This window comes from Ruegeria sp. (assembly GCF_028066395.1).
Classification (GTDB): domain Bacteria; phylum Pseudomonadota; class Alphaproteobacteria; order Rhodobacterales; family Rhodobacteraceae; genus Ruegeria.
In genome coordinates, this window is record NZ_JALCBM010000066.1 from 1 (window position 1) to 24,124 (window position 24,124).

The following is a 24,124-nucleotide window of genomic DNA, read 5'->3' on the forward strand; positions in this document are numbered from 1 at the left end:
TATCAGGCTCATACCGCCCGGCGAACGGGTTATGAATGATCGCCAGCACCGAGGCACGGCATACGGGATCGGAGGCGACCGGGCCGCCCTCGTGGAAGATTTCTTCCCGGGATGTGATGGTTTTTCTCAGTTTGACGTCAGGCAATTTTCAATCCCTGTTCTTGGTTTTGCAGTTGAAGGTCACATGTACCAAACGTTCGATGGTGTCCGCGCAGAAACAGGGCGGCGCCAAGGATCAGGCCGTCGTGCAGCATCTGATCTGCCCTGCGCAGGCCGTTGTCCAAGGCCTGCCCAATCTCGACAGGCGCAAGCGGCCCGCAGCCAACCACGACCGGGCGCGCGCCCAGATCGCTGTCATCGCGCACCTGATTTGCCGGACTGCGCCGGATTGCCCGGTGCCCTGGCAGATCGACCGCATTGGCAATCAGGGTCGCCGCTACATCTGCCGTGGCCGCATCTTTGGCCAGCACCGTGACACTGTCCGCGATCCCCATAGACAGGCTGCGCCCGCCGAACCCGGATGTGGCAATGCCCTTGACGCCCGATCCGCCGGAGACCGAAATGCGGCCAAGGTCCTGCCCGTCCGGGGTGGACATGGCCAGCGTGAACCGCCCGGCTGGGGGCAGATCGATAGCGATATCGCCACCGTTGTTAACGTAGGCGCGCTCTGGCTTTGTAGCCGCCAGCATCGCGGCCAAGACCTCATCCGCCACGGCACCCGCAACGGCGGCCATGGGAGTGACGAACTCGGCAGAGAAAGGCCGCGCCGCCCAAAACATGCGTTGCGCCTCCGGACCTGTGGGCAACGGGGTGTTCGGATGAAGCGGCGCTTGCAAGACGGGCAATTCATCGACCAGCCCTTGCAACACAGTTTCGAACCGCCGTTCCGTCGCTGCAAATGCTGCGGCCCGATCCGTGTCCGCCCCAATGATCAGGTCAATCGGCCCGTGTTGCAGGTGCAGGCGTTCGCCGCACGGCAAAAGGGCTGCAACCGGGCCCATCTCAGGCGCTCCCCCCACTTTTCCAGCGGTAATTGCTCCGCGCCATCGGGTCGGGCTGTCCTTCGATCTGATCGACGCGGCGGGCCTGTTCGGAAATCACATCCTCGACCGGAGAGATTTCGTCGACATATCCGCCCAAGGTCCCGTAATCCTGCACCCGCATGGTGAACTCGATGGGCGCGACCAAGGCAGGTGTCGGGACGTAACCGAATGAGTTCGTTGGCATATCCAGCACATCCACCATCACGGTGATGCCGCCACCGGGCCAGACATACGCCTGCGCCCCGCCGCAGGACACATAAGTCAGAGCCTCTTTGACGGATTTGGTCAGGCGGACAGGGTTTTCCGTCACCCCGGCGCGCAGCGACCCCCCTGCCCCGCCCATGAACAGCACCGAACACACCGAGGGCTCGCAATTCTCCGACACCCGCTCGGCCGAGGCTTTCAGGGCGGGCGGGATGTCCGCCGTCTGAGGGGTCAGCTCCGCATCCAGCTCATAATACGCATATTGCTCGCCGGTGGTGGAGATCATCAGCAGGTGCAGCCCCGGCCACGCAATTTCGGGTTTGAACGCATCGAGGATCACCAGCGGGTCCTGAATGTCCGTCCCACCCCAACCCGTGCCGGGCTCGGCCACCTGAAAGTACCGCCCGGGGGTCGAGCGGCGGCCTTTCACGCGGATGCCCGTTGGCGGCACGTCCAGCATCTTGCCCGCCTGATGTTCGCTGAGAACACCGGTGATGTGGTCATCGACGACCACAACCTCATCCACATGTTCAAACCATTGCTTCGCAAACATGCCAATCGCGGCCGAGCCGCAGCCGACGCGCATCAGACGTTCCTCGACACCGTTGATGATGGGGGGCTTTCCGGCTTGAACAACGACCGAGGTTGCATCCTCACCCTCGCCCACCATCATGTCGACCGCGTCGCGATTGCACAGCCGCAGAAGCGCATCGCAGGTCACGCGGCCTTCTTTCTTGGTGCCGCCGGTCAGATGCTCGACCCCGCCCAGCGACAGCATCTTGGAGCCGTATTCGCTGGTCATCACATGCCCGATCGGCTCACCATCGACACGCACCACGTCGCGCTCATGGCCGATATGCCGGTCGGTGTCGATTTTCACCTTTACGCCGCAATAGGAAAAGATGCCCTCGGTCACCACCGTCACCATATCGACATCGTCAATCTGCTGGCTGACGATGAAGGGCGCGGGTTTGTAATCAGGATAGGTGGTCCCTGCCCCGACCGCTGTCACAAAGGGGCGGGATTGCTGGACGATGTTGCCGTCCCAATCCTGGGGGTGCGGATTCTCGGCCAGAAAGGGCACAACTTTGGCGTCCGTTGTTTCGATGATCGTCAGCGCATCCAGACGCACCAGCTCACCCTGATGATTTGCGTATCGATCACAAGCACCGGACCGGCCATCGGCAATATAGCAGAGCACCGGGCAAGCATCGCAGCGGATTTTCTCAGGCTTAGGTCGGGGCTGTTTCATCCATCCGGTCCTTGATGGCCGCCCGCATCTGGGACGGCGTTGCGGGCAGGCGGGCGGGGCGCACCCCACAGGCATCCCGGATCGCGTTCAGCAAGGCAGGCGCGGTGGGGATCAGCGCGTGCTCTCCCAAACCCTTGGCACCATAGGGGCCGTGGGCGTCGGGCTCTTCGACGATGATCGTGTCAATCGGGGGAATGTCGCCGATGGTGGGGATCAGGTAATCATGCAGGTTTTCAGTGCGACCTGGGATGTATTCCTCCATCAGCGCCATGCCCAACCCTTGGGCAATCCCGCCATGAACCTGCCCTTCGACAAGCAGCGGGTTGATCGCTTTGCCCACATCATGGGCGGCCACGAATTTCAGCGGTTTGACGGTGCCCATAGTCAGATCGACCTCGACCACGGCCAGATGCGCGGCATAGCCGAACTGGGCATAGGGTTCGCCCTGGCCGTTTTCATCCAGTGGTTTTGTCGGCGGATCATAGGTGCCCGATGCGCTGAACACATACCCGTCCTCCGGCGCGAGGGCCGAGAGGTCTATGTCATGCCGCCCCTCCTGATCGCGCACCTCAATGCAGCCATCTCTGAAATCCAACACTGCATCCGCGCTGGCATTCACGCGTTCCAGGATTTTCGCCCGCAGGGCCTCTGCGGCAAGACGGGCGGCGTTGCCGGACACGAAAGTCTGTCGGGACGCAGAGGTTTTGCCCGCATCCGGCGTGATGTCCGTGTCGCCGCCGATGAGAGTGATCTTGCCCACCGGCACGCCAAGGGCCGTGGCAAAGATCTGCGTGATGACCGTGTTGGCCCCCTGCCCGATATCCATCGCGCCCTGATGCAGCACCACCGTCCCATCGGCACGCACACCAGCCTTGATCGTTGACGGGTTGGGCAGAGAGGTATTGCCGCAGCCATACCAACCAGCGGCCACACCGACACCCCGCTTGACCCTGCTGTTGGATGCGTTGAACGCGGCAATGGCGGCCTTCTCGGCCTCCCAGGTCGGGCGCAGGGCTTGCAGACAATGTTTGATGCCGACCCCCTGCGCGAAGGTCTGGCCGCAAACGGTTGGCATGTTGTTGTCCAGCGCGTTGCGGATGCGAAACTCTAGCCGGTCCATCCCCAGCCTGTCCGCCAGTTCGTCAAACAAACATTCCTGCGCAATCGCGGCCTGCGGCACCCCGAACCCGCGAAACGCCCCCGAGGGCGGGCCGTTCGTATACACGCCCAAGGCGGTCGCGCTGTAGTCCCGCAGGAAATAAGGCCCCGAAGCATGAACCGGCACCCGGTTCGACACGGTCGGGCCCCAACTGGCATATGCGCCGGTGTTGAAGACGCCTTCGAACTCCATTCCCCTGAGCACCCCGTCCCGGGTCACACCGATTTTCACCGTGATGTCCGAGGGGTGGCGTTTGGTCGTCGATTGCATCGACTCGGTCCGCGAATAGGCTAGCCGCACCGGTCTGCCGGTTTTCAGCGCGCCCAGGGCAAGATATGGCTGCACGGACAGGTCCAGTTTCGATCCAAACCCGCCCCCAACCGCCGTGGGGATCATCCGTATCCGGTCGCGCGCCAGGCCCAGAATGGGCGCAAGCGAGTCCAGATCCATCACCGGCGCCTGCGTGCAGGCGTGAATTTCCAGACGGCCATCCACGATTTCCGCATATCCGGCCTCGGGCTCGATATAGGCATGTTCGACATAGCCGGATCGAAAGCGGCCCTCGACCACCACATCAGCCCCGGCCAGTGCCGCTTTGGCATCACCGCAGGCCACCACCCCCCGGCACATGATGTTGCCGGGCCGATCGCCGTGCAGTTGCGGGGCGTCGGCGGACATTGCCGCCGCAGCATCTTCGGCGGCTGGCAATTCCTGCCATTCGACCGGGAACTGACCCGGATCATAAGCCCTGATCGTATCCGGGTCGCCGATCACGGCGGCAACCGCTTCGCCCCGGAACCGGGTTTGGGTTGTGGCAAAAACCGGCTGATCGATGAAATCGGGGATGACGCCAAACGCGTTTTTTCCCGGAATGTCAGCGGCGGTCAGAACGGCCACGATCCCCGGGTGATCCTGCGGCACGCGATCCAGCGGGCCGAACTGGAAATCCGCCCGCGCAAAAGGCGAGCGGATGATCAGCATCTCCAGCGTCCCGACGGGCGCAACATCGTCGCCGAATTTCTCCGATCCCGTCAGCTTGCCCCGCCCGTCCAGCCGCCGGATGCTGGTTCCGATATGTCCCGACGGATCAAGGGGTTCACGTTCCGAGCCAACCGAGACAACCGCATCAATGATCTTGCGATACCCGGTGCAGCGGCACAGAACCCCGCCCAGCGCATCCTGCACCTGACTGGCGGTGGGGGAGGGTGTATCGCGCAACAAGGCAGCCGCCGACACGAGCATGCCCGGCGTGCAGATACCGCATTGCGCCGCGCCCTTGTTCTGAAAGCTTTCGGCAAGGGCTTCGGCAAGACCATCCTTGTCGAACAACCCTGTCAGGGTTTCAATCTGCCGCCCCTCTGCCTGCCCAACGGGCATCAGACAGGCGCAGACCGGGTCACCATCGACCAGAACGGTGCACGCGCCACAATCACCCGCATCGCAGCCGACCTTGACGTCCCGCGCATCCAGACGGTTGCGCAACACGTTGGACAGTCGTTCACCGGGCGGCAGCTCGACTGCGACCTCTTTGCCGTTCAGATGGAATTTGGTGACAGGGGCGCTGATGAACTTATTCACGGGCACACCCCGCTGCGTCCCGGATCGCGCGCATGCATTGCTCGGCGGCGGCCTCCAGCCGGTAATCTGCGGTCCCGCGAATGTCATCTATCGGGCTCAGGTCCTTCAGGTCGCTGCTGTCGATGTTCACATCAGCCAGGGATTGCCCGATGAGGGTCTGTTCCAACCCCGGCAACCGGCGGGCTGTGGCGGAGCAGGCGCCAACGGCAAGCCGCGCCAGATCAATGCGCCCGTTGCGATCCAACCGTATCAGCGCCGCCGTCATGACGATGGAAATGACCAGATATCGCCGCGCCCCGAGTTTCTGAAACGCGCTGCCCGCATCGGTTGGCGGATTGCGGATGATCACAGCCGTCAGCACTTCGTCATCCGCCAGCGCGGTTTTCCGGTTGCCAGTCACAAACTGATCCAGCGGCAATTCCCGCACACCCCGGACCGAGCGCAGTTCGACACCGGCCTCAAGCGTCAGCAAGGGCGGCACCGCATCCGCCGCCGGGGAGGCATTGCACAGATTGCCGCCGATCGTGCCCAGATTCTGGATCTGAATGCTGCCAACCTCGCGCGCCGCGGCCCTCAGGCCATCGAAACAGGGCGGAAGGTCGGCCCTGGCAATATCGGACCAGCGCGTCGTCGCCCCGATCCGCCAATGACCATCCGCATGGTCGATGCCGGACAGCTGGGCCACCCGAGAGATATCAACGATATCAAGGCCGCCCTGCCCCTGTTGCTTTGCCGGAAAGTAATCCGTGCATCCCGCGACCACCTGGCTCGGGGCTTTGGATCTGAGGATCAGGGTCTCTTCCAGATCTGTTGGCAAGTGATAGCTCACAGATACGCTCCGGTCGGAAAACAGAAAACGTTAGTGTACCAATGATATTAGCTGGTCATCCCGCCCTGTCAACAATCCGGGGCTTTTTGGGGGCCGCTCGCCCGAAACAAAAATCATCCGTTTGCACGGCACTGCGCTTTGACAAATTACTCCACCTCAATAATCGCGCGTGCCACCACCGGGCCGGTCTCGGACCTGTATTCCTGATGCGTATTGGTATTGAGCGTCACCTCAACGTGATGTCGCCCCGGTGGCAGGGCACCAATAGAGGCCGTGTCCGAATACATACGCTGCAGCTTGAGACCGTTGAGGTACAGATGCCCATGCCCCTCACCCGGCACGTGGATGGGGTCGGGCACCTCGGGCGCAAAGGTGAAATGAGCCGTTTGCAGCGTTACGTCCCAGCCGTCATCGGCATTTGGGGACACCACCATTGAAATTTCGGGAACGGGATCACTTTGCGGATGCCCGTCCGGGTTTTGCATGACATGCATCGCATGCGGATCGGCAGGCGCGCCGATCAGGGCCCGGGTCGCGACACGACCCGAGGGGGCGAATTCAAGCGAGATCGGAACCAATCGTCCTTCCTCCAATGGCCCTTCAACGCCGGACACCTCAAGATAGACACCGTCGCTCGACAAGCTGGGTGAGCTATGCGCGGGCAAAACGATGTCACCCTGCACGGCGCCGACCAGCCTTGCCTGCGCAGCTTCGACCGACGCAGCCGTCAGCAACCGGTTTGGGGACGCGCCATTTTCCATCGTCAGGTAAATATGCAGCACATCGGGTTGCCCCGGGACCGGCACCGCCTTGGCCGCACTTAACAATATCGGATCAGGCTGATTCAAAGCGGACCGCGCAAAAAAGGTCAAAAACCCTGCACCAAGCAAAACAAAAATGATCAATACATAACGGCGCATTGTTATTCTCCGAACCGGTTGGCTAGGATGCTACCAGTTTTCGGGTGCAAGGACATACAGGATGAAGTTGAGCAACCCGGGATGTGCCGTGGCAGTAATCTTGTTACTTGTTTCAGCCTCGCAAGCCACAGCCCATGTATCGGAACAAGGCCTTGCCCTGCTGTTGCCGACCGATTTCTATATCACCTCCGGCGTGTTGGCTGTTATTGCCTCGATCATTCTGATCTCGGTCACTCCTAAGGCACTGGTTGCCCGCATCTTTCGGCCTTTGGCTTTGCCCGGCTCTGAGGGTCCAGCCTGGATCGCCGACGTGACAAGCCTTGTGTCAATGGCGGTGTTTTTCGCACTGGTTTATGTGGGTTTCTCGGGGCCGCGCGATCCTTTGACCAATCTGTTCCCTTTGGTCATCTGGGTGGGATTCTGGATCATCCTGTTTTCGACCATTGGGCTGACAACGAATTTGTGGCGGTACCTGAACCCATGGACCGGGTTTTACACGGTTCTGTTCGGGCGGGACCATTCAGGCTTGCTCTCCCTGCCCCAGCGTCTGGGGGCATGGCCGGGCCTCGCAATCTTTGCCGCATTCTGCTGTTTCTACATTGCCGACCCCGCACCGCTGGACCCCGACCGACTTGCGGCCATCGTGCTGCTCTACTGGGTATTCACCCTGCTGGCCATGATCGCATTCGGCGCAACCTGCTGGATGACAAGGGGCGAGGCTTTTTCCATCCTGTTTGACCTGATGTCGCGGGTTGGCTGCCTTGGACATAGCCGAAAACGGGCGGTTGGACTGCCGGGATGGGACTTGCTGTCGACCACGCCGATGCCCTTGTCATTGGCGTTGTTCTCAATTGTCATTCTGGGTGTCGGCAGCTTCGACGGGCTGAAAGAGACCTTCTGGTGGCTTGGTCTGATCGGGATCAACCCGCTTGAATTCCCCGGCAGATCCTATGTGATTTCGTCTTCGCTGGTTGGGCTTGGCGCGTCGTGCATCGGCCTGATTGCCGTTTTTGCTGCAACAATGTGGCTGGGTGAAAAACTGGCAAATATGGACGCGACCGCAAAGCAAACCGTTGGCGTTGGAACCTTGATCCGACGGTTTGCGCCAACTGTCTTGCCCATCGCTCTGGCCTATCATATGTCCCATTTTCTGATTACATTTCTGGTGGATGGCCAATACCTTCTGGCCGCAATCGGAGACCCGCTGGCCAATGGCAGCAACCTGTTTGGGCTGGGGCAGATACGCGTGACCACCGGATTTCTGAACACCCCGGACAGTGTAAAGGCCATTTGGCTGACCCAGGCCTCTATCGTTGTCGCCGGGCATATTCTGGCGGTGATGGTGGCCCATCACGTGGCGCTGGATGTGTTCGCCAATACGCGTAGGGCCATTCTAAGCCAGATTCCGATCGCCGCCTTCATGATCGCCTATACCTTTTTCGGGTTATGGCTGTTAGCAGCACCGCGTGGCATCTGAATAAACACTGGACATATTGTTAGTATGCCAACAAGCTGAAGAGAAAATAACCGCAACAGGGAGAAGACTGGTGACAGAGAGAAAGATCGACCGTGATACGAAGATCAGCCGACGCACTATGCTTGGAACGCTTGGGGCTGCTGCGGGATTGGCCGGTTCCACATCAGTGCTGCCGGGGGTCGCCCGGATGGCACATGCGCAAGGCAGCGGACCAATCAAGCTGGGGTTTCAGGTACACCGAACCGGGATCGGATCAGCCTATGGCCGCTGGTATGAACGTGTTGCAACCGCTGCCGTAGATCGGATCAATGCATCCGGCGGCATCAACGGGCGCGAGGTCGAGATGATTGCCGAAGACGACGGCACCGACCCGCGCCGGGGCGCCGAGGTGTTGGAACGGTTCTCATCACTCCACAACACCGACGCGGTGTTCGGCCCGCTGTTCAGCCATGTGGTCATCGGCTCGGCCCCGCGCGCGGGTGAGCTGAAAATGCCCTATTTCGTGGTGTCCGAAGGCCATCACGTGGCCAGCGGCATCCTGAACCGCTACACGCTGCAGCCGGGCATCACCGATGTGAAAAGTCAGGTGATCTCAATGGCGCCATTCATTGCCGACAATGTGGGCAAGAAGGTCACAATGATCTATCCCGACTTTGCATTCGGCCACGATCACCGCGATTTCTTCAGCGAGGCGATTGCCGCGCAAGGCGGCGAAGTGATCCAGAAAATCGCCATTCCGCCAACTGAGACCAGCTTTACCAAGTACTTCCCCAGCATCCCGCGCGAGACCGAAGTGGTCTATCACGTCATGGTCGGCCCCGCCGTTCTGACCTTTGTCCGCGAAATGGGCGAGTTCTTTGGCGGCCGCGGACCGGCGCTGTTCGGGTTTATCGACAGTCTTGAGGCGGTGGACATCACCAGCCCGGGGCTGGAATTCCTGGATGGCTCGTATTTCTGGGAAGGCATGGCGCGCCACGCCCAACCCGACCAGACCCCGCACGAAGACGCTTATCGCGCGGCTGTGGGTGTCGATGCCAAAGGCGCGTCGGTGGACGATCCGCGGGACGTGTCGACCTATGCCCATATGTTCGGCGTTTGGGAAACGCTGGCCGTCATGAAAGCGGGAATGGAGGCGTCCGGCTATCAGGGTCCGGATGACCGCACCGCCTTGATCGAAGCCGTCGAGGGTATGACAGATATGCCCCTGTCGGACGACCATCCGCAGGGTGACAAGGTGTTCAACGGCAAGACCCATCAGGTCTTTGGCCACCAGAACATCACCCAGCTCAAGAACGGGACGTTAGAACGGGTACACCGTACCTCCATCGAAGACACGTTCTATGAGGACGAGGTCGACTACACATCCCAATCCTTCTGATCACTGTCCGAGGCGGTGCCGAGGCCGCCTCTGACCCCTTCCAATCCCTGCCCCTGCGCTGGTCCCCGACCAGACCAGCGCAATTTCGATGGCGAACTGTCCGAGGTGCCCCAAGTGGAGTTTGGCCCACACCTGATCCTTGCGTCCCTTGAAGGCGCGGTGACCGCCGCCATCCTGTCCCTGACGGCCATCGGGCTGAGCATCGTGTTCGGCGTCATGCGCGTGGTGAACGTGGCACATGGCGAGTTCTTCATGCTGGGCGCGGTGTTCGCCTGGTATATCTCGCAGTTTCTGGGCACGCATCCGGCGCTGGGATTTGTCGCCGCGATCCTGATTGCGCCCCTTCTGGTCGGCACATTGGCTGCCGGATTGGATCGGCTGATCCTGCAACGGATCGACTACAACCCGGAACGCACCATCGTGGCCACAATCGGGATACTCTATATCCTGCAACAGGGCACGCTGATGACCTTCGGCCCCGATGCCCGACCGGTGGCGCCCCCGTTCAATCAGGTCATCGCCATCCCCTGGTTCGAATTCACCGATGCCGGGTTTGAAATCTACTGGCCTTGGGGGTTGGGCATCACCAGCTACAAACTGTTCATCATCTTTGCGGCCGCAGTGGTTCTGGCCGGGGTCTGGTTGCTGATGACCCGCACCAAATTCGGTCTGATCATGCGGGCCACCCAACAGGACCGGGAAACGGCGCAGGCTTTTGGCGTGCCCGTGGACAAGGTCTTTGCCTATGTATTCGGTCTGGGCGCTGCGCTGGCCGCAGTGGGCGCGGTTCTGGTCGTACCAGTGCAACAGGCTCACTACCTGATGGGATTCGATCCCCTGCTGCTGTCCTTCATCGTGGTGATCATTGGCGGGTTGGGCAGCCTGCCGGGAACCGTGATTGCCGCCGTGCTGATTGGCATGACGGACGGTATCATATCGGTGTTTTTCTCACCCACGCTGGCCAAAATCATCGCGACGCTGGCCGTGGCTATGGTGCTGGTCTTCCGCCCGCGCGGCCTGATGGGGAAATAGCCGCATGACCGGAAAGAGCAAATCCTACGCCCTGCATCTGTGCCTGATCGCGCTGCTGGCAGCGGCGTTTTTCATCCTGCCACAGTATCACGTGGGCGTTCTGTCCCGGGTCATGGTGCTGGCCGTTTATGCCATGGGATACAACATGCTGTTTGGCTATACCGGCTTGCTCAGCCTGGGCCATGCGCTGTTCTTCGCCGCCGGGATGTACGGGTTTGGGCTGTCCGTCCAGCAAGGCGGGTTGCCGACCGGGCTGGCGCTGCTGATCGGACTGGCAACCGCCTTCACCGTGTCGCTGGTGGTCGGGTTTCTGGCCCTGCGCACCAAAGAGGTCGCCTTCATGATCGTCACATTGATGTTCGCGCAGGCGGGCTATCTGACGGTGCTCTATTTCGGCAGTATCACACGCGGGGATGAGGGGTTTGTCATAAATACCGCCAAACGCGCCCTTTTTGGCGTTGATCTGTCCGATGAAACTGCCCGGTTCTGGGCCGCCCTGCTTCTGTTCTCGGTCACCCTTCTGGCGATGGCGGCGCTTGTGAAATCCTCATTCGGGCGCGCCCTGATCGCGGTTCGAGAGAATGAGGAACGCGCGATGATGCTGGGCTATGACACGCACCGGCTGAAATATGTTGCCGTGCTTTTGTCGGGAACCCTAGCGGGTATTGGTGGCATGGCCTATGCGCTGCTTTTTGGATATGTGGGCGCGACCTTTGCCAGCGTCCAATATTCGATCTTTCCGCTGTTATGGGTGCTGTTGGGTGGTGCCGGCACGACGATCGGTCCGCTTTTGGGCGTGCTGTTCATGTATTACCTGATCGACATCTCAAGTTCTTTCACCGACGCCTATATGCTGGTGGCCGGGGTCGCGCTGCTGATCCTGTGCCTGTTTGCGCCGCAAGGGCTGGCCGGAGAGCTGCGCAAAAGGGTGTTTCCATGGCTGCCATGACCCTTCTGGAAACCCGCGCGCTGACAAAAACCTTTGGTGGGATCAAAGCGAATACAAATGTCGATTTTCTGTTGCCCGAAGGGCAGACCATGGCCCTGATCGGACCCAACGGGGCTGGCAAATCGACCTTTGTCGGCATGTTGTGCGGGCGCATCCCGGCCACCAGCGGTCAGGTTTTCTTTGAAGGCAAGGACATCAGCGCCCTGCCCGCGCATAAGCGCATTGCCCTGGGGATCGCCTATACGTTTCAGATCACCTCGGTTTTCGCCAACCTGCCGGTGCGGGAAAACGTTGCCCTCGCCGTGCGCCGCGACGGGTCGCGGACCGAGGCACAGGTCATGGATCGGGTGGATCATGTGCTTGACCGTGTCGGCCTGCTGGACCGCGCAGATCAGGTTGCGGGTGATCTCAGCTATGGGCATCAACGGATACTTGAGATTGCGATGGGGCTGGGCCAAGACCCCAAGCTGTTTATTCTGGATGAACCGACGCAGGGGCTGGCCGAATCCGAGGTGACGGAATTCGTCGATCTGATCAACGACCTGAAAGGCAGCACGACAATCCTGCTGATCGAACACAACATGGACGTGGTGATGCGCACAGCCGAAGCAATCACCGTTTTGAATTTCGGTGAGATTCTGGCCAACGGAACGCCTCAGCAGATCCAGAACAACCCGGCAGTTCAGGCCGCCTATCTGGGGACCAGCCATGCTGAGGATTGAGGACATTCATTCGGGCTATGGCAGCGTCAAGGTGCTGTTCGGCATCAATCTTGAGGCCCGGCCGGGCGAAATCCTCTGCCTGCTGGGTCGCAATGGCGCGGGAAAAACGACGGTGATGAAGACCATCATGGGGCTGCTGCCGCTGACCCAAGGCCGCATCACCCTGGCAGACACCGACATCGGCGCCCTGCCCGCCCACGAGGTGCCCAGACATCGCATTGGCTATGTCCCCCAAGGCCGCAGGTTGTTCCCCGAACTGACCGTCGCCGAAAACATCGAAATGGGCCTGATGCCCTGCAACAGCGGCAAGGGCACGCGTGAAAAGGTGTTGGACATGTTCCCCCGCCTGCGTGAACGGCTGAGCCAGCAGGCCAGCACGCTATCCGGGGGTGAGCAGCAAATGCTGGCCATCGCCCGGGCACTTTGCCTTGAGCCCAAGGTGCTGCTGCTGGATGAGCCGACCGAAGGGCTGCAACCTTCGATGGTCGATCTGATCCGAAATGTGATTGTCCAGATGAAAGCGGAGGGGTTGGCCGTGATACTGGTCGAACAGCGCGTCGATGCGGTTTTGTCCGTTGCCGATCAGGTGGCGTTCATCGAAAATGGCCGGAATGCAGAAACCTTAAGCGCGGCATCCCTGCGCAGCGATCCGGCCAAGCTGCATCATTATCTGGGGGTCTGAAGGCTGCGTGGTGCTGATCAGCAACGCGCGCGCTGCAAGTAACGGACGAATATCTGCTGCACATGCGGGGATGCGTATCCTGCATCCCCAACGCGCGTTTTCAACATGACCTACCCAAGGCGGGCGGAACATCTCTGATCGCGCTGCGCAGCCGTTTCGGCCGGGCTGCCCTTGACGGGTATGGTGCTGAGATCAAAGCGATTGATCTCGTCCTCGCTCATCCAATAGATGGTGTCGGCCCCTGCGGCCTCAAGGGTGAACCAATAGAACTCCTCATCAATGCCCATGTCACGGTAGAACTGCAGGTATAGTTGATGGGCTGGATCGTCGCGGGGCAGCTCGGCGCCGGTTTCGAAACCGAACAGGCCCCCGGCTGCCCAGGTATGGACGCCGACACAGGCCCCCGGTTCGATGATGCGGTTACGGCCCATAAGCGCCAGATCCGTCCCGCCCGACGCAACCATCCCGGTTGCCGGAACGACCGTTGTCAAATTGCTGTCACGCACAAACCGGCTGAGGCCGACCAGAGAGTTTTCGTCATCCACCGACCCGGGAATATCATGCAGAACCAACTGCTTGGCCCCGGGGTTTGCCGCAGCGGCTTCTCTCAGAAAATATTCGGTCTCGGCGTCGATCACACCGGTCACGACAAGACTGTTCTCCGCACGATGGACGGATAGATCGTCATACTGGGCGCAGGCGCCCAATACGACAAGCGCAGTCAGGGTCCACAATTTGAAATCCATTGCCTATCTGCTCCTGTAAACTTGGAAAATGGCGCGCCTCAGCCGACGACCCGATGGCCCCGGCCCTGCATGCAGCGGATCAGGACGTTTCTGCGTTCATAGCTGAGGGCAATCGATGCGTCGGCAGCGCCCAGCCCGGTTCCGATCACCGCCCCCGCGATGGCCCCTTCCAGGCTTCCGCCCTCGATAGCACCGGCGACACCACCAACCACCGCACCATAGCCCGCGCCATCCTTTACGACGCCATTGTCGTAGTTTTCGGCCAAAGTGCGGCATTGAAACAAATCCGTCCCGTAATTGGCGTTTCTGGTGCCATCAACCGTCAGATCCCGCTGCACAGGCGGCGTGCAAGCGGACACAGCCAGCAGAGCCAAAGCGGTCAATCCAATCTTTTCCATGTGTGGGTCCTCTTGTTGTCCTGTTGACGATCTAAAAACATCATAATCGTTTTGCAAGTAGTTTTTTATGTTTTTCGTAAAAGATTGTACGAAAGGCGATTTGCATGTGGAAACCGGATGCCCTAAATGGAATACGACGTTCGATTGGAGGGAACATGAAACTGATCGTGGATGTAGCCATGCTGGCCGTCATTGCGGTTTTGGGGTTTGACATGCTGTTTTTGCTGGGCGACGCCATTTCCGCCGACAGCGAGATGGTGCAGGATTTCCTTGAAATGGACCCGTCAACGCTGGACCTGCCGATATGGGCGCGCAGCGTCATTGCAGTGACGGCGGTGGCCACATGGGCCTGTGTTGTGCTGGTCTTCTGGCCCTTGCATCAGGTCATTCGCATGAAGGCGTTCAGCTTTGCCTCGGTCGGGCGGATGCTGAAACGCAGCGCGTTCGGAGGCATCGGTTTTTGGTTCGGCAGCACGCTGCTGTTTTTTGTCTTCCCGCATTTCATCAGCTGGTACTGGGCAACTGAAAACGAATCCGCGGCCAATGTGCCATTGGGGTTCGAGACCATATTCTTCGTGATGTCACTGACGTTCCTGTCGATCGGAAAAACCCTCGAACGCGCGGAAGCGGTCGAGGAAGAAAACAGTCAATTCCTGTAGGGTGGGCGTATGGCGATTGTGATCAACCTGGATATGGAGCTGGTCAAGCGCAAGATGACCTCGCGCGAATTGGCCAGTGCCATTGACCTGTCCGAAACGAATCTGAGCCTTTTGAAGTCGGGAAAGGTCAAAGGCATCCGCTTTTCCACGCTGAACGCAATCTGCGAGTATCTGGATTGCCAGCCCGGCGACATTCTTGAGTATCAGCCGGACTGAGCCCCTGCCGCATGCCCCCTTAACCGCCAGCGGCTAACCGCGATCCCCGCTGGTGCAGTCCTTCAGTTCAAGCGCATTAACCACTACGATAAACGAATGACAGCTTGCGACTGACGCCACCCGGCGGCAGCGGGAAAGGCGCGGCGTTCTGAACCTGCCGTTTGGCGGCGCGGTCAACCTCGGGAGAGCCTGAGCTGTCAGTGACATCGACCCAGGCCAAGGAGCCATCGGGGTTGATTTCAAAGAAAATTCTCGCAAACCCGCGGGCCGAGACAAAGACCGGAGGGGCCCGGTTCAGATGAACCAGAACCTTACCGGCGTAGTTTGTAACATTCGAGTTTCCGGGGCCACGCCCACCAGACGAACTGCCGCTGTCCGCGTGCCTGAACACATCGACACCCTGACGTCGATACAGGGTCAGGGGCGAGTCGACGACCTGCTGAGGAAAGCGCAGGTTTTCGAAGGTATCAGCCCCCTCCAGAACACCCTGCGGGGCCGGATTTGGCCGACGATCAGGCAGGCGCGGGCGGATTGAGGCCACAACCGCCTGTTCAGACGCCTCCGTTTCGGGTTCAGGTTCAGGAATATCGGCGTCCTCATCACTGGTTGCATCGGGGATGTCAGGCGTGATCGGGTCGCTCTCTGGCAGGGGCTCTATGATTTCGGGGGCAGGCAGGGCGGCGAGCAGTTCAGGTTCCGGCGTTTCGGCAGCGGTGGGCTCAACCGGCTCGGCACCGGCATCAGGGTCACCTTCGGGGAGTTCGGCCACCGTGTCCGGTTCGACCGGCGGCGTCGCCGTCTGATCATCGCTTGCGCCGCCGTCATCCTCCTGTTGGTCTGTGGCTTCGGGGACCGGTTCCTCGGGCACTTCGGGTTGAATGACAGCCGCCGCCCCAGTGTCCGGGGCAAAAACGCGCTGCGGGTCGGACGACGCCACCTCTGCCCTGCTGGTGGGAATTTCCGCCGGTTCAGGCTCGGTCGGTGTCTCGACCGGAGGTTCAGGGACTTCGGCGGCTTCCGGCTCTTCGGGCTCGGGCGCGGGTTCGGCGAAGTCTTCAAAGGCGGTGCTCAGCTCAACTGCATCAGACGCCCCACTGTCAGCCGCCTGCGGCTCGGACACAGGCGACGTCATGCTGAACCCGAGAAGATGCAGCGACAGCGACAGCAGGATGGCTGCGACCGCAACGAATACGGACCCCCGGATCATTCAAACGCCTGTGCGGTCACAAGGAACACCGACGTCGCACCCAAGCGCCGCAGCGTGCCGGTGACCTCGATCAGGCGCGGGCCGGAAGCGTTCCGGTCGGGAACAATCCGCACCGGCCCCGCGTCATGGCTGGCCATGAACGTCTCGGGATCGGTTGGTGCACCGCGAAAACTCAATGTCCCATCCTCTCGCAACACCAGCGCATCCGGCGGGTCACGGCCATCCAGTTGCGACGTGTCCACAAGCTCCAGCTCAGGGTCCAGCGGCGGGGCCACCGTACCCGCGATCAGAAAGAAGATCAGCATCAGGAAGATGACGTTGATCATCGGAATGGTCGAATCCCGTTTGCGCCGAATTTGAGCGTACCGGATCATGATCTATTCCAGCACGGTGACGGTTAGACCGTCCCGCCCCCGCAGCCGGGCCAAAAGGTCCACAACGCGCTGTGCCGATACATCCGCGTCAAGGCTGACCAGAACCTGGCCGGTTTCCAGCTGCGTTGTCAGATCCTCCAGCGTTGAGGGTTTGCCATTCAGCACAACCCGGTCTGTACCAAGCTGCACGAAAAGCCGTTCCAATACCTCGCCTGTCGCCTGACCCCCGGTCGCTGAACTTGTCAGTTCGATCTCGGCAAATCTTGAAAAGGTCGAGGACAGCATGAAAAACAGCAAAAGCAGAAAGATCACGTCGATAAGCGACGTCATCGACATCGGGCGACGGACAAAGGGCGCGGTGTTACGCATGTTCTGGCGTGGCCTCAGGCGCAGCCGCAGCCCCCCGGACCATTGTCGCATTCAAGCCGGGCTGACCGGGGACCAGAACCGTCCGCAGCGCCTTGTCCGCAAACACCCGTTCACGCGCGGTGCGGCTTTCGAACCAGGACAGGATCATTGAGGTCGGCATCGCCACGGCCAGGCCAACCGCGGTGGTGACCAGTGCGACCCAGATCCCGCCCGCCAAGAGCGACGGATCGACCGATGTGCCCGCTGTCTGCAAGCTCTGGAACGCTTCGATCATTCCGAGAACCGTTCCGAACAATCCCAGCAAAGGGGCAACCTGCGCGATGGTGTCGAGCAGGCGAAACCCCCGTTCCAGCCCCGCCAAGGCCAATCCGGCCTCGGCATCCAGCCGGTCATCCAGATCGGGCATGTCCGGCGCGTCCATTGCCGCCCCGACGATGGGCGCAAGATAGCTGCTGCTTTTGGCAAGACGCATGCGCGCACCATCCCGGTCACCCGCATCCCAGGCGGTCAGGGCATCGGACAGGACCCGGTGCCGCCCAACGCCACAGGCTGCAAACTGCCAAAGCTTGTAAAGCGTGACCGCCAACGTCAGCACCGACATGACAATCAGGATCGCAACCACAGGCCCGCCAAGGGCCAGAAATTCACGAAGTGCATTCACCGCGTTCATCCCAAAAGCTCCATCTCTGTCCGGCTGCTCAACGACAGGGCATCGCTGCAAATTTCGCTTTCGGCGCCGCCGACAACACATCTGTTGACCCCGTTGATCAACACCTGACCCACGTTACTGCAACTCAGATCGGGTATCCTAAACTGACGTACCCGCACCCGGTCGACAGGCAGCTCGCGAAAGTTGAAAAGGGAAAGGGTGGCAACACGATCCGAGCTGTCGAATACGACCGCTTCGAACATTGCGGTGTCAATCGCCTGCCCCGTGCCATTCCGGGCGACGAAGGTAAATCGGCACCCTCCATCGATATCCTCTACAGTGTTCAGTTCCACAAAGAGAGAGGACGGCGCGTCCTGAACAGATTGCGCTTGCGTCCCGACCGGAAGCAAACCTGCAAAAACCGCGACAAGCGCGAGGCGAAACGACATTGGCAGGCTCCGTTGTTAGGGTTAGTCACCAGATAGGCGCTGGGGGCGAAAAAATCACGTCCCCCGGCACAGTAAATGACTTTTGCTCAAAGAAAAGCCGGGGCGTCTTTCAATCAGGCTGATTGGCCCATCTGCGATAGGCCTACGTCCCTCGCGACGTTTGGGCGGCAAACTTGCACAGCTTCACATTTCTGTGCTTAATCCCCGCCCCTGGGCCTGTGCGGCAAGACCAACCCCACAGCGCCTTGATACGCAGTTTAAGGCAGGTTTTCCTAAACATGTGAGCATCGGGGCAAATATTGGGTGCTTCCCGCGTTTGGGTCGATTGCAGCCCATGCCCAGCTTCTGAAGGTTACGGTCTTCCGCCTTTGAATCGATCACTACAAAGTGTTTCCCATCCTCCAATTGACAATCTAGACTTGCAACGCAGGCACTTATCGCCGGTTGGGAGTTTACATGCGCGTCAGCGTGGGGATCGCTGTGACAATGCTGGTTGCCCTTTCGATTGGGCTGGCAACATTCGTGGTCCATTCGCTGTGGTGGACGACAGCACGCGAAAACAGCCGCATGCTGGCGGCGGAGATCAACAGCCAGATCGCGAATACCGTCCGTATTGAGGTCGGTTTGACGCTGCGCTCGGCCGAGGCGGCCTGGGCAGCCGTGCGCACGACCTTTGTCCAGAATGTCATAACCACGCGTCAGGCTGACAAGCGGGAATTTGTGTTCCTGTCGCAATTGCAGGCCCAGCCTAATATCTCGTGGATTTTGTTTGGCTGGCCGGACGGGGATTTCTTCGCGGCCCACCGCCTTGGTGACAGCGGCCTTGAGATGATTGAAATCGATGATGAGATCCGGGACCGGATGCTGCGCAGGGACAGATATATCTTTATCCCCGGCGACATTCAGTTCGAAGAACGGGAGTTCACGTCAACTGCCTACGACCCCCGTGATCAGGCGTGGTTTCGAAACTTCATCGACCGCGACGCCCCCGACTGGATCGAGGCCGACAGCCTGCCCGGCAGCCAAAAGGCAGCTTACGCCTTCGCAGGCCCCATAGATGTCAATCGCAGACGGCAGGGTGTTCTTGCCGTCGTCATCGAAACCGACCGGTTGTCACGTTTTCTTGGAACTCTGCGGCCCGGTGAATTCGGTGCCGCATTTATTCTGGACGCCGATGGGCATGTCATCGCCGTTCCTGATCCGAACGCGGATGAAATCACTCCGGCACGGATGGGGGAAGGCCACCTGTACGAGGTCGCCAAGCTGGCCGGAGATGCCCTGCTGGGTGAAAATGCCGACCGGGCGACCGCCAATTCGACCATCCGGATTGTCGATCACGATGTACCCTATGCCGTGGCGCTTACTCCGCTTGGGTTTTACGGCTGGCGTGTCGCCACGGTGATCCCGGAATCCGCGTTTCTGTCCGGGATAGACAAGACTCTGGTGAATTTGATTTACGTTCTGATCGGCGTCGTGATCGTGGCCACAGGGGTGGCGATCTGGCTGGTGCGATCCGTGGTTTCAAACCCGCTGGCGCGCATTGTCGAGGACCTGAACAAGGTCGAACGCTTTGATGTGGAACAGATTGAACGTCGCCCGTCCAACCTGTCGGAACTTGCAAACCTGTCTGCGGCGACTGCAAACATGGCCGCCGGCCTGTCGGCCTTCCGCAAATATGTCCCGACCGATCTTGTGCGCAATCTGGTGGCCGAGGGCATCAACACGCAACCGGGCGGCGAAGTGAAGCTGATTTCAGTCCTGTTCTGCGATGTTGCAGGCTTCACCGGGCTGTCCGAAAAGCTCGGCCCCAGAATCGTGCAACTGATGGAGCCGTTTTTCAGCGCCGCATCATCCGCCATCGCGCGGCACGACGGCACAATCGACAAATTCATGGGGGACGCCGTCATGGCGTTCTGGGGGGCACCGCGCCAAGATCCCGACCATGCCGAAAACGCGTGCCGCGCCGCCCTGGACCTTGTCGCCGCCGTTGCCGCCGCTGACATCCGGGATGATAACGGCCAACCCCTGCGCATCCGGCTGGGCCTGAACACCGGCGAGGCGCTGGTCGGCAATATCGGTTCGGATCAACGGCTGAACTACACGGCGATCGGCGATGTTGTGAATGTCGCCAGCCGTCTGGAAGGGGCCAACAAGGCATATGGCACCTCAATCCTGATCGGACCCGCAACCCGGAAGGCGGCGGGTGACACTATTGTCGTCCGGGAACTGGATACGCTTGCAGTCTTTGGCCGGACCGAGGGGCTGGTCATCTATGAACTGATCGCGATGACCGGTGAGTTTAAAGGGTCAACCGACTGGATCGAAACCTATGAAAAAGGGCTTGCCCATTATCGCCGCAAAGAGTTTGACAGGGCGGCGTCGGCCTTTCAGACGGCGGAAAAGATGCGCGGCGGTGATCCGGTCTCGGCAATCATGAAAAAGCGCGCTTTGGATTTCCATACCGAACCGCCCCCCGCCGATTGGGCAGGTGTTGCGATCGCGGATACGAAGTGATGCGCGCGACCCGCAATCAAACGGCTTTACTATTGGCTCGTCGCGCATGAGCTCTTCAGTCATAGCTGAGCGACAGAGTGTCCGTCACCGGCAGCGACTGGCAGGTCAGGATCGCCCCTTTTGCAATATCCGCATCCTCAAGCGCCATACGGGCGCGCATTTGGACATCGCCTTTGATCAGCTTGGCGCGGCAGGCACCACAAACCCCGGATTGACAAGAGAAGGGCGGTTTCAGGCCCGCGGATTTGGCAGCGTCCAGAATCGTTTGCCCCTTGGCCACAGCAATGGAATGGCGCGCGCCGTCCAAAGTGACCTGGGCCGTCGCAGCCATGCCTTCAATTCCGGTGTCAATGTCAGCCATGCCACCATAGCTTTCCATGTGAATACGGGACACCGGAACATCCAGTGACATCAACGCGGCCTTGACTGCCTGGTTCATCCCGCCCGGACCACAAACATAATATTGCGTGTCCTGTGCATAGGGCGGGTTTTCGGCAATCAGCGCCTCAATCGCGGGTCTGTCGATGATGCCTTTGCGCCAATACTCCGCCGAGGACCAGAAACCCGGTTTCGAGAAGATATGATGGAGGGTCATTCTATCCGGGTTCATCTCCCAAACGGCATTCAACTCGTCCGACAGTAAAATGGATGTCTCATCGGTATTGCCATAGACCAGATGCGCAAATGAGTTGGGCTCGGCCGCCATGACCGAACCAAGCATCGCATAGAGCGGCGTGATACCTGACCCCGCGCCAAAGAAGTAATGTGTCCGGCGCGCCGTTGCGCCGGGGTCAAGGCAAAACCCGCCAAAGGGTGGCATCACGTCGATCACGTCACCCTTTTTCACGCTATCATTAATATGGTTGCTGACCACCCCGTTTCGAACCCGCTTCACCGTGATCCGCAACGGCTGATCCGTAAAGGGCGAGGAGGAGATAGAATAGCTGCGGCGCTGCTCCTCTCCGTCTATGGTAAAGCGAAACGACAGGTGCTGACCGGGCCGCCAGGCAAAGGTTTCGCGCAGCCCGTCGGGCACGTCGAACATGATCGTCTTTGCCAGGCCCCCAAGTTCCTCGCGGGTATTCAGAACGGTCAACGGATGAAAATCGCGCGCGCTCATTTGGCCTCTCCCAACCAGTCCAGAACAACCTTTTGATGATCGAGCACGGGGCTTTCGCCAATGGCCGCAGGGCCGGTTTCGAAATAGGGGGACTTCAGGGATTTCTGCTGCTGTTCGCAGGCATAGATATCCTCGCCCGTGAAATCACCCGCGACCATCGGGTCGTCATCCCCCATGGCGTCATGCTTTTCGTACTTTCCGCTGAGGCCGAACTTGGTCCAGAACATCGAGGATTTCATCGATTGCTTGGCAAATTCCCACCCCGAACTGTTCGACACCCGCCCCCGGTTGCGGACCCGGGTCAGTTCGGGGCCAAGGGGGTCGATGATGAAGATGTTCCAGCCATCCTCGGACCCGGCCAGCCCGACCCCGGGAAACAGCATTGGAACCCAGGCGCCATTCATGTCTTCGGGGATCACGCGCGGCGCAATCAATTTGCTTTCCTGATCCTTCAGGAACGCCTCGACCGGCGGTTCCCAGAACATATAATGCGGGCCTTCCCAATGGTATTTCGCCGCCTTGTGGTCATACATCTGCAATGTGTTCGAATGCAGATGGCTCAGGTGGTAGACGTCGATGTAGTTCTCAACCACCACCTTCCAGTTGGCCTTGATCTCATAGCTGGTGTTCAGCTCTTTGTACTCGACCAGTTCTTCGGGAACATGCGGGCCGATATGCGGCTCTGCCGGTCCGAACCATTCAGCGACCGAAGGCGCGTCGGGGTCGGGGTGAACAAAGATCATCGATTTCCAGATATCGACTTTGGCCGGTTTCAAGCCCAGACAGGACTTGTCCACCTGACCAAATTCCTCATGCTCTTCGGGCACCGAGATCAGGTTGCCTTCCAGATCATAGGTCCAGTCATGATAAGGGCAGGTCAGCGCCTTTTGCGTCTTGCCCACCGCGCGGATAAGCTGCGTGCCCCGGTGGCGGCAGATATTGTGGAAGGCGCGCAGGCGACGGTCGCGGCCCATCACCACGAAGATGTTGTTCAGCCCGGCTTGTACGGTGATGTACTGACCGGGTTCGCTGACATCCTCCATGAACCCTGCATAGCGCCAGGTTTTCGAAAAGATGTTCCGCATTTCGCGGTCAAACCAGCGCTGCGAGGTGTAGGCTTCGACAGGCAAAAGGTGCAGCATTCGGGTCATTTGAGCGCTCCTCAGAAATGTTTCAGCCCCAGCCGGGCAGAAGATCGGCCATCACCAGCAGGACACCAAAGACGATCCAGGCCAACTGGATCAGCCAATACAGAACGGGATCTTGCGCCCGAGTGACCTCGGACAGCAAAAACGCATGGCCGGTGTGATAACTTTGGACCGACCAATAGAGAAACAGCAGCCCCCAGAGCGACTGAAACCCAAGCGCCGTGGAAATCATCAGCGCCGCAAACGCGATGTAGTTGAGCGAACGCGCCTGTCTCATGCATCACTTTCCAATTCTGCCAACAGCTTGCACGCCAGGGTGCGCGCGGTCTGCGCCCATTCCTGCGGCATGTCCAAAGGCGCCAGAGACGCCACATTCAGATACAGCGCGACAATTCCATGGGCCGCGGCATCGACCCTGCGATCGTCGGCTTGAGGATAGGCTTGGCCCAGAGCTCCGCGGATTGCGGCCTCGAATTCCAGCAGAGAGGCGCGGCAGGCGGTTCGCAGGTCTGCATCTTCGGCAGCCCGCGCCGTCAGTGCTGCGAAAGCAAGCACCATGTCGGGGGAAGAGCCGGTTGTGTCGGAAAACAGAAGATCAATCAGGGTCGGCCCGGCCGCGTCTTTGGGCAAGGCCGCGACCAACGCTTGGGTCTGATCGGCAAAGCTTTGCAGAACGTAATCCTGCAGCGCCGCAATCATCTCATCCCGGTTGCCCAGGTGATGCCGGATCAGCGGGCGCGTCAGCCCGGCCTCGGCCGCGATTTGCGTCAAAGAGGCACCCTCCAGCCCAAACCGCGCCACACAACGCACCAGCGCCTGCATGACCTGCACATAACGCTCATCTCGGGTTGAGGGACGTCCAACCATGCTAGCCCCATCCGCCAACAGACGGCATCCTTTTGAAAGTTATGTTGGGTCGCATCAGGTCACCTTTGCTGTCATTGTTGACAGCATTTAACGCGACATCCTTATGTTGTCAATAATGACAATTTATATTTCACAGACTCGCCTTTGCCTGCGCCACCAAACCGCTGCCCTGATGGGCTGGCA

General features: G+C 60.0%; 26 protein-coding genes. 9 read left to right on the plus strand and 17 right to left on the minus strand.

Annotated elements, in window-relative coordinates; genetic code table 11:
* From MPJ51_RS17450 to MPJ51_RS17475, 6 genes are all read right to left on the minus strand, one after another.
* Nucleotides 1–145 (minus strand): amino acid synthesis family protein (locus MPJ51_RS17450; RefSeq protein WP_298389340.1); only part of this gene is annotated, 145 nt, incomplete at its 3' end.
* Nucleotides 138–1,001: a UPF0280 family protein gene (locus MPJ51_RS17455; RefSeq protein WP_298389294.1), complete on the minus strand. Its 864-nt coding sequence runs from the start codon at nucleotides 999–1,001 to the stop codon at nucleotides 138–140. The genes MPJ51_RS17455 and MPJ51_RS17450, both read right to left, overlap by 8 nt.
* 1 nt (nucleotide 1,002) lies before the next feature.
* A complete protein-coding gene (locus MPJ51_RS17460) occupies nucleotides 1,003–2,499 on the minus strand; it encodes a 6-hydroxynicotinate reductase (RefSeq protein WP_298389296.1) in 1,497 nt (498 codons plus the stop codon).
* On the minus strand, nucleotides 2,480–5,236 hold the full coding sequence (locus MPJ51_RS17465; protein WP_298389298.1) for a molybdopterin cofactor-binding domain-containing protein: 2,757 nt from the start codon (nucleotides 5,234–5,236) through the stop codon (nucleotides 2,480–2,482). Before MPJ51_RS17465 ends, MPJ51_RS17460 begins: the two co-directional genes overlap by 20 nt.
* The gene (locus tag MPJ51_RS17470) at nucleotides 5,229–6,065 is read right to left on the minus strand and encodes a xanthine dehydrogenase family protein subunit M (RefSeq protein WP_298389300.1); all 837 of its coding nucleotides are present in this window, start codon (nucleotides 6,063–6,065) and stop codon (nucleotides 5,229–5,231) included. The genes MPJ51_RS17465 and MPJ51_RS17470 overlap by 8 nt, the downstream gene beginning before the upstream one ends.
* A gap of 146 nt (nucleotides 6,066–6,211) precedes the next feature.
* Nucleotides 6,212–6,985 (minus strand): hypothetical protein, encoded by a 774-nt coding sequence (locus MPJ51_RS17475; protein WP_298389302.1) that lies wholly within the window; start codon nucleotides 6,983–6,985, stop codon nucleotides 6,212–6,214.
* Nucleotides 6,986–7,073: 88 nt separating this feature from the next.
* On the opposite strand from MPJ51_RS17475, the gene MPJ51_RS17480 reads away from it, so the two are divergent.
* From MPJ51_RS17480 to MPJ51_RS17505, 6 genes are all read left to right on the plus strand, one after another.
* Complete coding sequence (locus MPJ51_RS17480) at nucleotides 7,074–8,462, plus strand: hypothetical protein (protein ID WP_298389304.1); 1,389 nt, start codon at nucleotides 7,074–7,076, stop codon at nucleotides 8,460–8,462.
* A gap of 85 nt (nucleotides 8,463–8,547) precedes the next feature.
* Nucleotides 8,548–9,840 (plus strand): ABC transporter substrate-binding protein, encoded by a 1,293-nt coding sequence (locus MPJ51_RS17485; protein ID WP_298389342.1) that lies wholly within the window; start codon nucleotides 8,548–8,550, stop codon nucleotides 9,838–9,840.
* 114 nt (nucleotides 9,841–9,954) lie between these two features.
* On the plus strand, nucleotides 9,955–10,872 hold the full coding sequence (locus MPJ51_RS17490; RefSeq protein ID WP_298389306.1) for a branched-chain amino acid ABC transporter permease: 918 nt from the start codon (nucleotides 9,955–9,957) through the stop codon (nucleotides 10,870–10,872).
* Between the two features lie 4 nt (nucleotides 10,873–10,876).
* The gene (locus MPJ51_RS17495; protein ID WP_298389308.1) at nucleotides 10,877–11,821 is read left to right on the plus strand and encodes a branched-chain amino acid ABC transporter permease; all 945 of its coding nucleotides are present in this window, start codon (nucleotides 10,877–10,879) and stop codon (nucleotides 11,819–11,821) included.
* Nucleotides 11,818–12,543 (plus strand): ABC transporter ATP-binding protein, encoded by a 726-nt coding sequence (locus tag MPJ51_RS17500; RefSeq protein ID WP_298389344.1) that lies wholly within the window; start codon nucleotides 11,818–11,820, stop codon nucleotides 12,541–12,543. The genes MPJ51_RS17495 and MPJ51_RS17500 overlap by 4 nt, the downstream gene beginning before the upstream one ends.
* A complete protein-coding gene (locus tag MPJ51_RS17505) occupies nucleotides 12,530–13,225 on the plus strand; it encodes an ABC transporter ATP-binding protein (RefSeq protein WP_298389310.1) in 696 nt (231 codons plus the stop codon). The genes MPJ51_RS17500 and MPJ51_RS17505 overlap by 14 nt, the downstream gene beginning before the upstream one ends.
* A 110-nt stretch (nucleotides 13,226–13,335) precedes the next feature.
* Here MPJ51_RS17505 and MPJ51_RS17510 read toward each other — a convergent pair whose 3' ends face one another.
* Both MPJ51_RS17510 and MPJ51_RS17515 read right to left on the minus strand, forming a co-directional pair.
* Nucleotides 13,336–13,971, minus strand: coding sequence for an alpha/beta hydrolase (locus MPJ51_RS17510; protein WP_298389312.1), 636 nt, complete (start codon nucleotides 13,969–13,971; stop codon nucleotides 13,336–13,338).
* 38 nt (nucleotides 13,972–14,009) lie between these two features.
* On the minus strand, nucleotides 14,010–14,369 hold the full coding sequence (locus MPJ51_RS17515; RefSeq protein WP_298389314.1) for a glycine zipper family protein: 360 nt from the start codon (nucleotides 14,367–14,369) through the stop codon (nucleotides 14,010–14,012).
* A 155-nt stretch (nucleotides 14,370–14,524) separates the two neighbouring features.
* Between MPJ51_RS17515 and MPJ51_RS17520 the strand changes: the two genes are divergently transcribed.
* Nucleotides 14,525–15,028, plus strand: coding sequence for a hypothetical protein (locus MPJ51_RS17520; protein ID WP_298389316.1), 504 nt, complete (start codon nucleotides 14,525–14,527; stop codon nucleotides 15,026–15,028).
* A 9-nt stretch (nucleotides 15,029–15,037) separates the two neighbouring features.
* The gene (locus MPJ51_RS17525) at nucleotides 15,038–15,244 is read left to right on the plus strand and encodes a helix-turn-helix transcriptional regulator (protein WP_298389317.1); all 207 of its coding nucleotides are present in this window, start codon (nucleotides 15,038–15,040) and stop codon (nucleotides 15,242–15,244) included.
* Nucleotides 15,245–15,320: 76 nt separating this feature from the next.
* On the opposite strand, the gene MPJ51_RS17530 is transcribed toward MPJ51_RS17525, so the two are convergent.
* From MPJ51_RS17530 to MPJ51_RS17550, 5 genes are read right to left on the minus strand one after another with little or no spacing between them, the layout of a single operon-like run.
* Nucleotides 15,321–16,451, minus strand: coding sequence for a TonB family protein (locus MPJ51_RS17530; RefSeq protein ID WP_298389320.1), 1,131 nt, complete (start codon nucleotides 16,449–16,451; stop codon nucleotides 15,321–15,323).
* Nucleotides 16,448–16,825 carry a biopolymer transporter ExbD gene (locus MPJ51_RS17535; protein WP_298389322.1) on the minus strand — a complete coding sequence of 126 codons (378 nt, stop codon included), beginning with the start codon at nucleotides 16,823–16,825 and terminating at the stop codon, nucleotides 16,448–16,450. Before MPJ51_RS17535 ends, MPJ51_RS17530 begins: the two co-directional genes overlap by 4 nt.
* 3 nt (nucleotides 16,826–16,828) lie before the next feature.
* The gene (locus MPJ51_RS17540; RefSeq protein WP_298389324.1) at nucleotides 16,829–17,194 is read right to left on the minus strand and encodes a biopolymer transporter ExbD; all 366 of its coding nucleotides are present in this window, start codon (nucleotides 17,192–17,194) and stop codon (nucleotides 16,829–16,831) included.
* Complete coding sequence (locus MPJ51_RS17545) at nucleotides 17,187–17,864, minus strand: MotA/TolQ/ExbB proton channel family protein (RefSeq protein ID WP_298389326.1); 678 nt, start codon at nucleotides 17,862–17,864, stop codon at nucleotides 17,187–17,189. The genes MPJ51_RS17540 and MPJ51_RS17545 overlap by 8 nt, the downstream gene beginning before the upstream one ends.
* The gene (locus MPJ51_RS17550) at nucleotides 17,861–18,292 is read right to left on the minus strand and encodes a hypothetical protein (protein ID WP_298389328.1); all 432 of its coding nucleotides are present in this window, start codon (nucleotides 18,290–18,292) and stop codon (nucleotides 17,861–17,863) included. Before MPJ51_RS17550 ends, MPJ51_RS17545 begins: the two co-directional genes overlap by 4 nt.
* 456 nt (nucleotides 18,293–18,748) lie before the next feature.
* Here MPJ51_RS17550 and MPJ51_RS17555 point away from each other — a divergent pair, with 456 nt between their 5' ends.
* Complete coding sequence (locus tag MPJ51_RS17555) at nucleotides 18,749–20,806, plus strand: adenylate/guanylate cyclase domain-containing protein (protein WP_298389330.1); 2,058 nt, start codon at nucleotides 18,749–18,751, stop codon at nucleotides 20,804–20,806.
* A gap of 55 nt (nucleotides 20,807–20,861) precedes the next feature.
* Here MPJ51_RS17555 and MPJ51_RS17560 read toward each other — a convergent pair whose 3' ends face one another.
* From MPJ51_RS17560 to MPJ51_RS17575, 4 genes are read right to left on the minus strand one after another with little or no spacing between them, the layout of a single operon-like run.
* Nucleotides 20,862–21,926 (minus strand): 2Fe-2S iron-sulfur cluster-binding protein, encoded by a 1,065-nt coding sequence (locus MPJ51_RS17560; protein ID WP_298389332.1) that lies wholly within the window; start codon nucleotides 21,924–21,926, stop codon nucleotides 20,862–20,864.
* Nucleotides 21,923–23,077 (minus strand): SRPBCC family protein, encoded by a 1,155-nt coding sequence (locus MPJ51_RS17565; protein ID WP_298389334.1) that lies wholly within the window; start codon nucleotides 23,075–23,077, stop codon nucleotides 21,923–21,925. Before MPJ51_RS17565 ends, MPJ51_RS17560 begins: the two co-directional genes overlap by 4 nt.
* A gap of 22 nt (nucleotides 23,078–23,099) precedes the next feature.
* A complete protein-coding gene (locus MPJ51_RS17570; protein WP_298389336.1) occupies nucleotides 23,100–23,351 on the minus strand; it encodes a hypothetical protein in 252 nt (83 codons plus the stop codon).
* Nucleotides 23,348–23,941: a TetR/AcrR family transcriptional regulator gene (locus tag MPJ51_RS17575; RefSeq protein ID WP_298389338.1), complete on the minus strand. Its 594-nt coding sequence runs from the start codon at nucleotides 23,939–23,941 to the stop codon at nucleotides 23,348–23,350. The genes MPJ51_RS17570 and MPJ51_RS17575 overlap by 4 nt, the downstream gene beginning before the upstream one ends.
* Nucleotides 23,942–24,124: the final 183 nt, after the last annotated feature.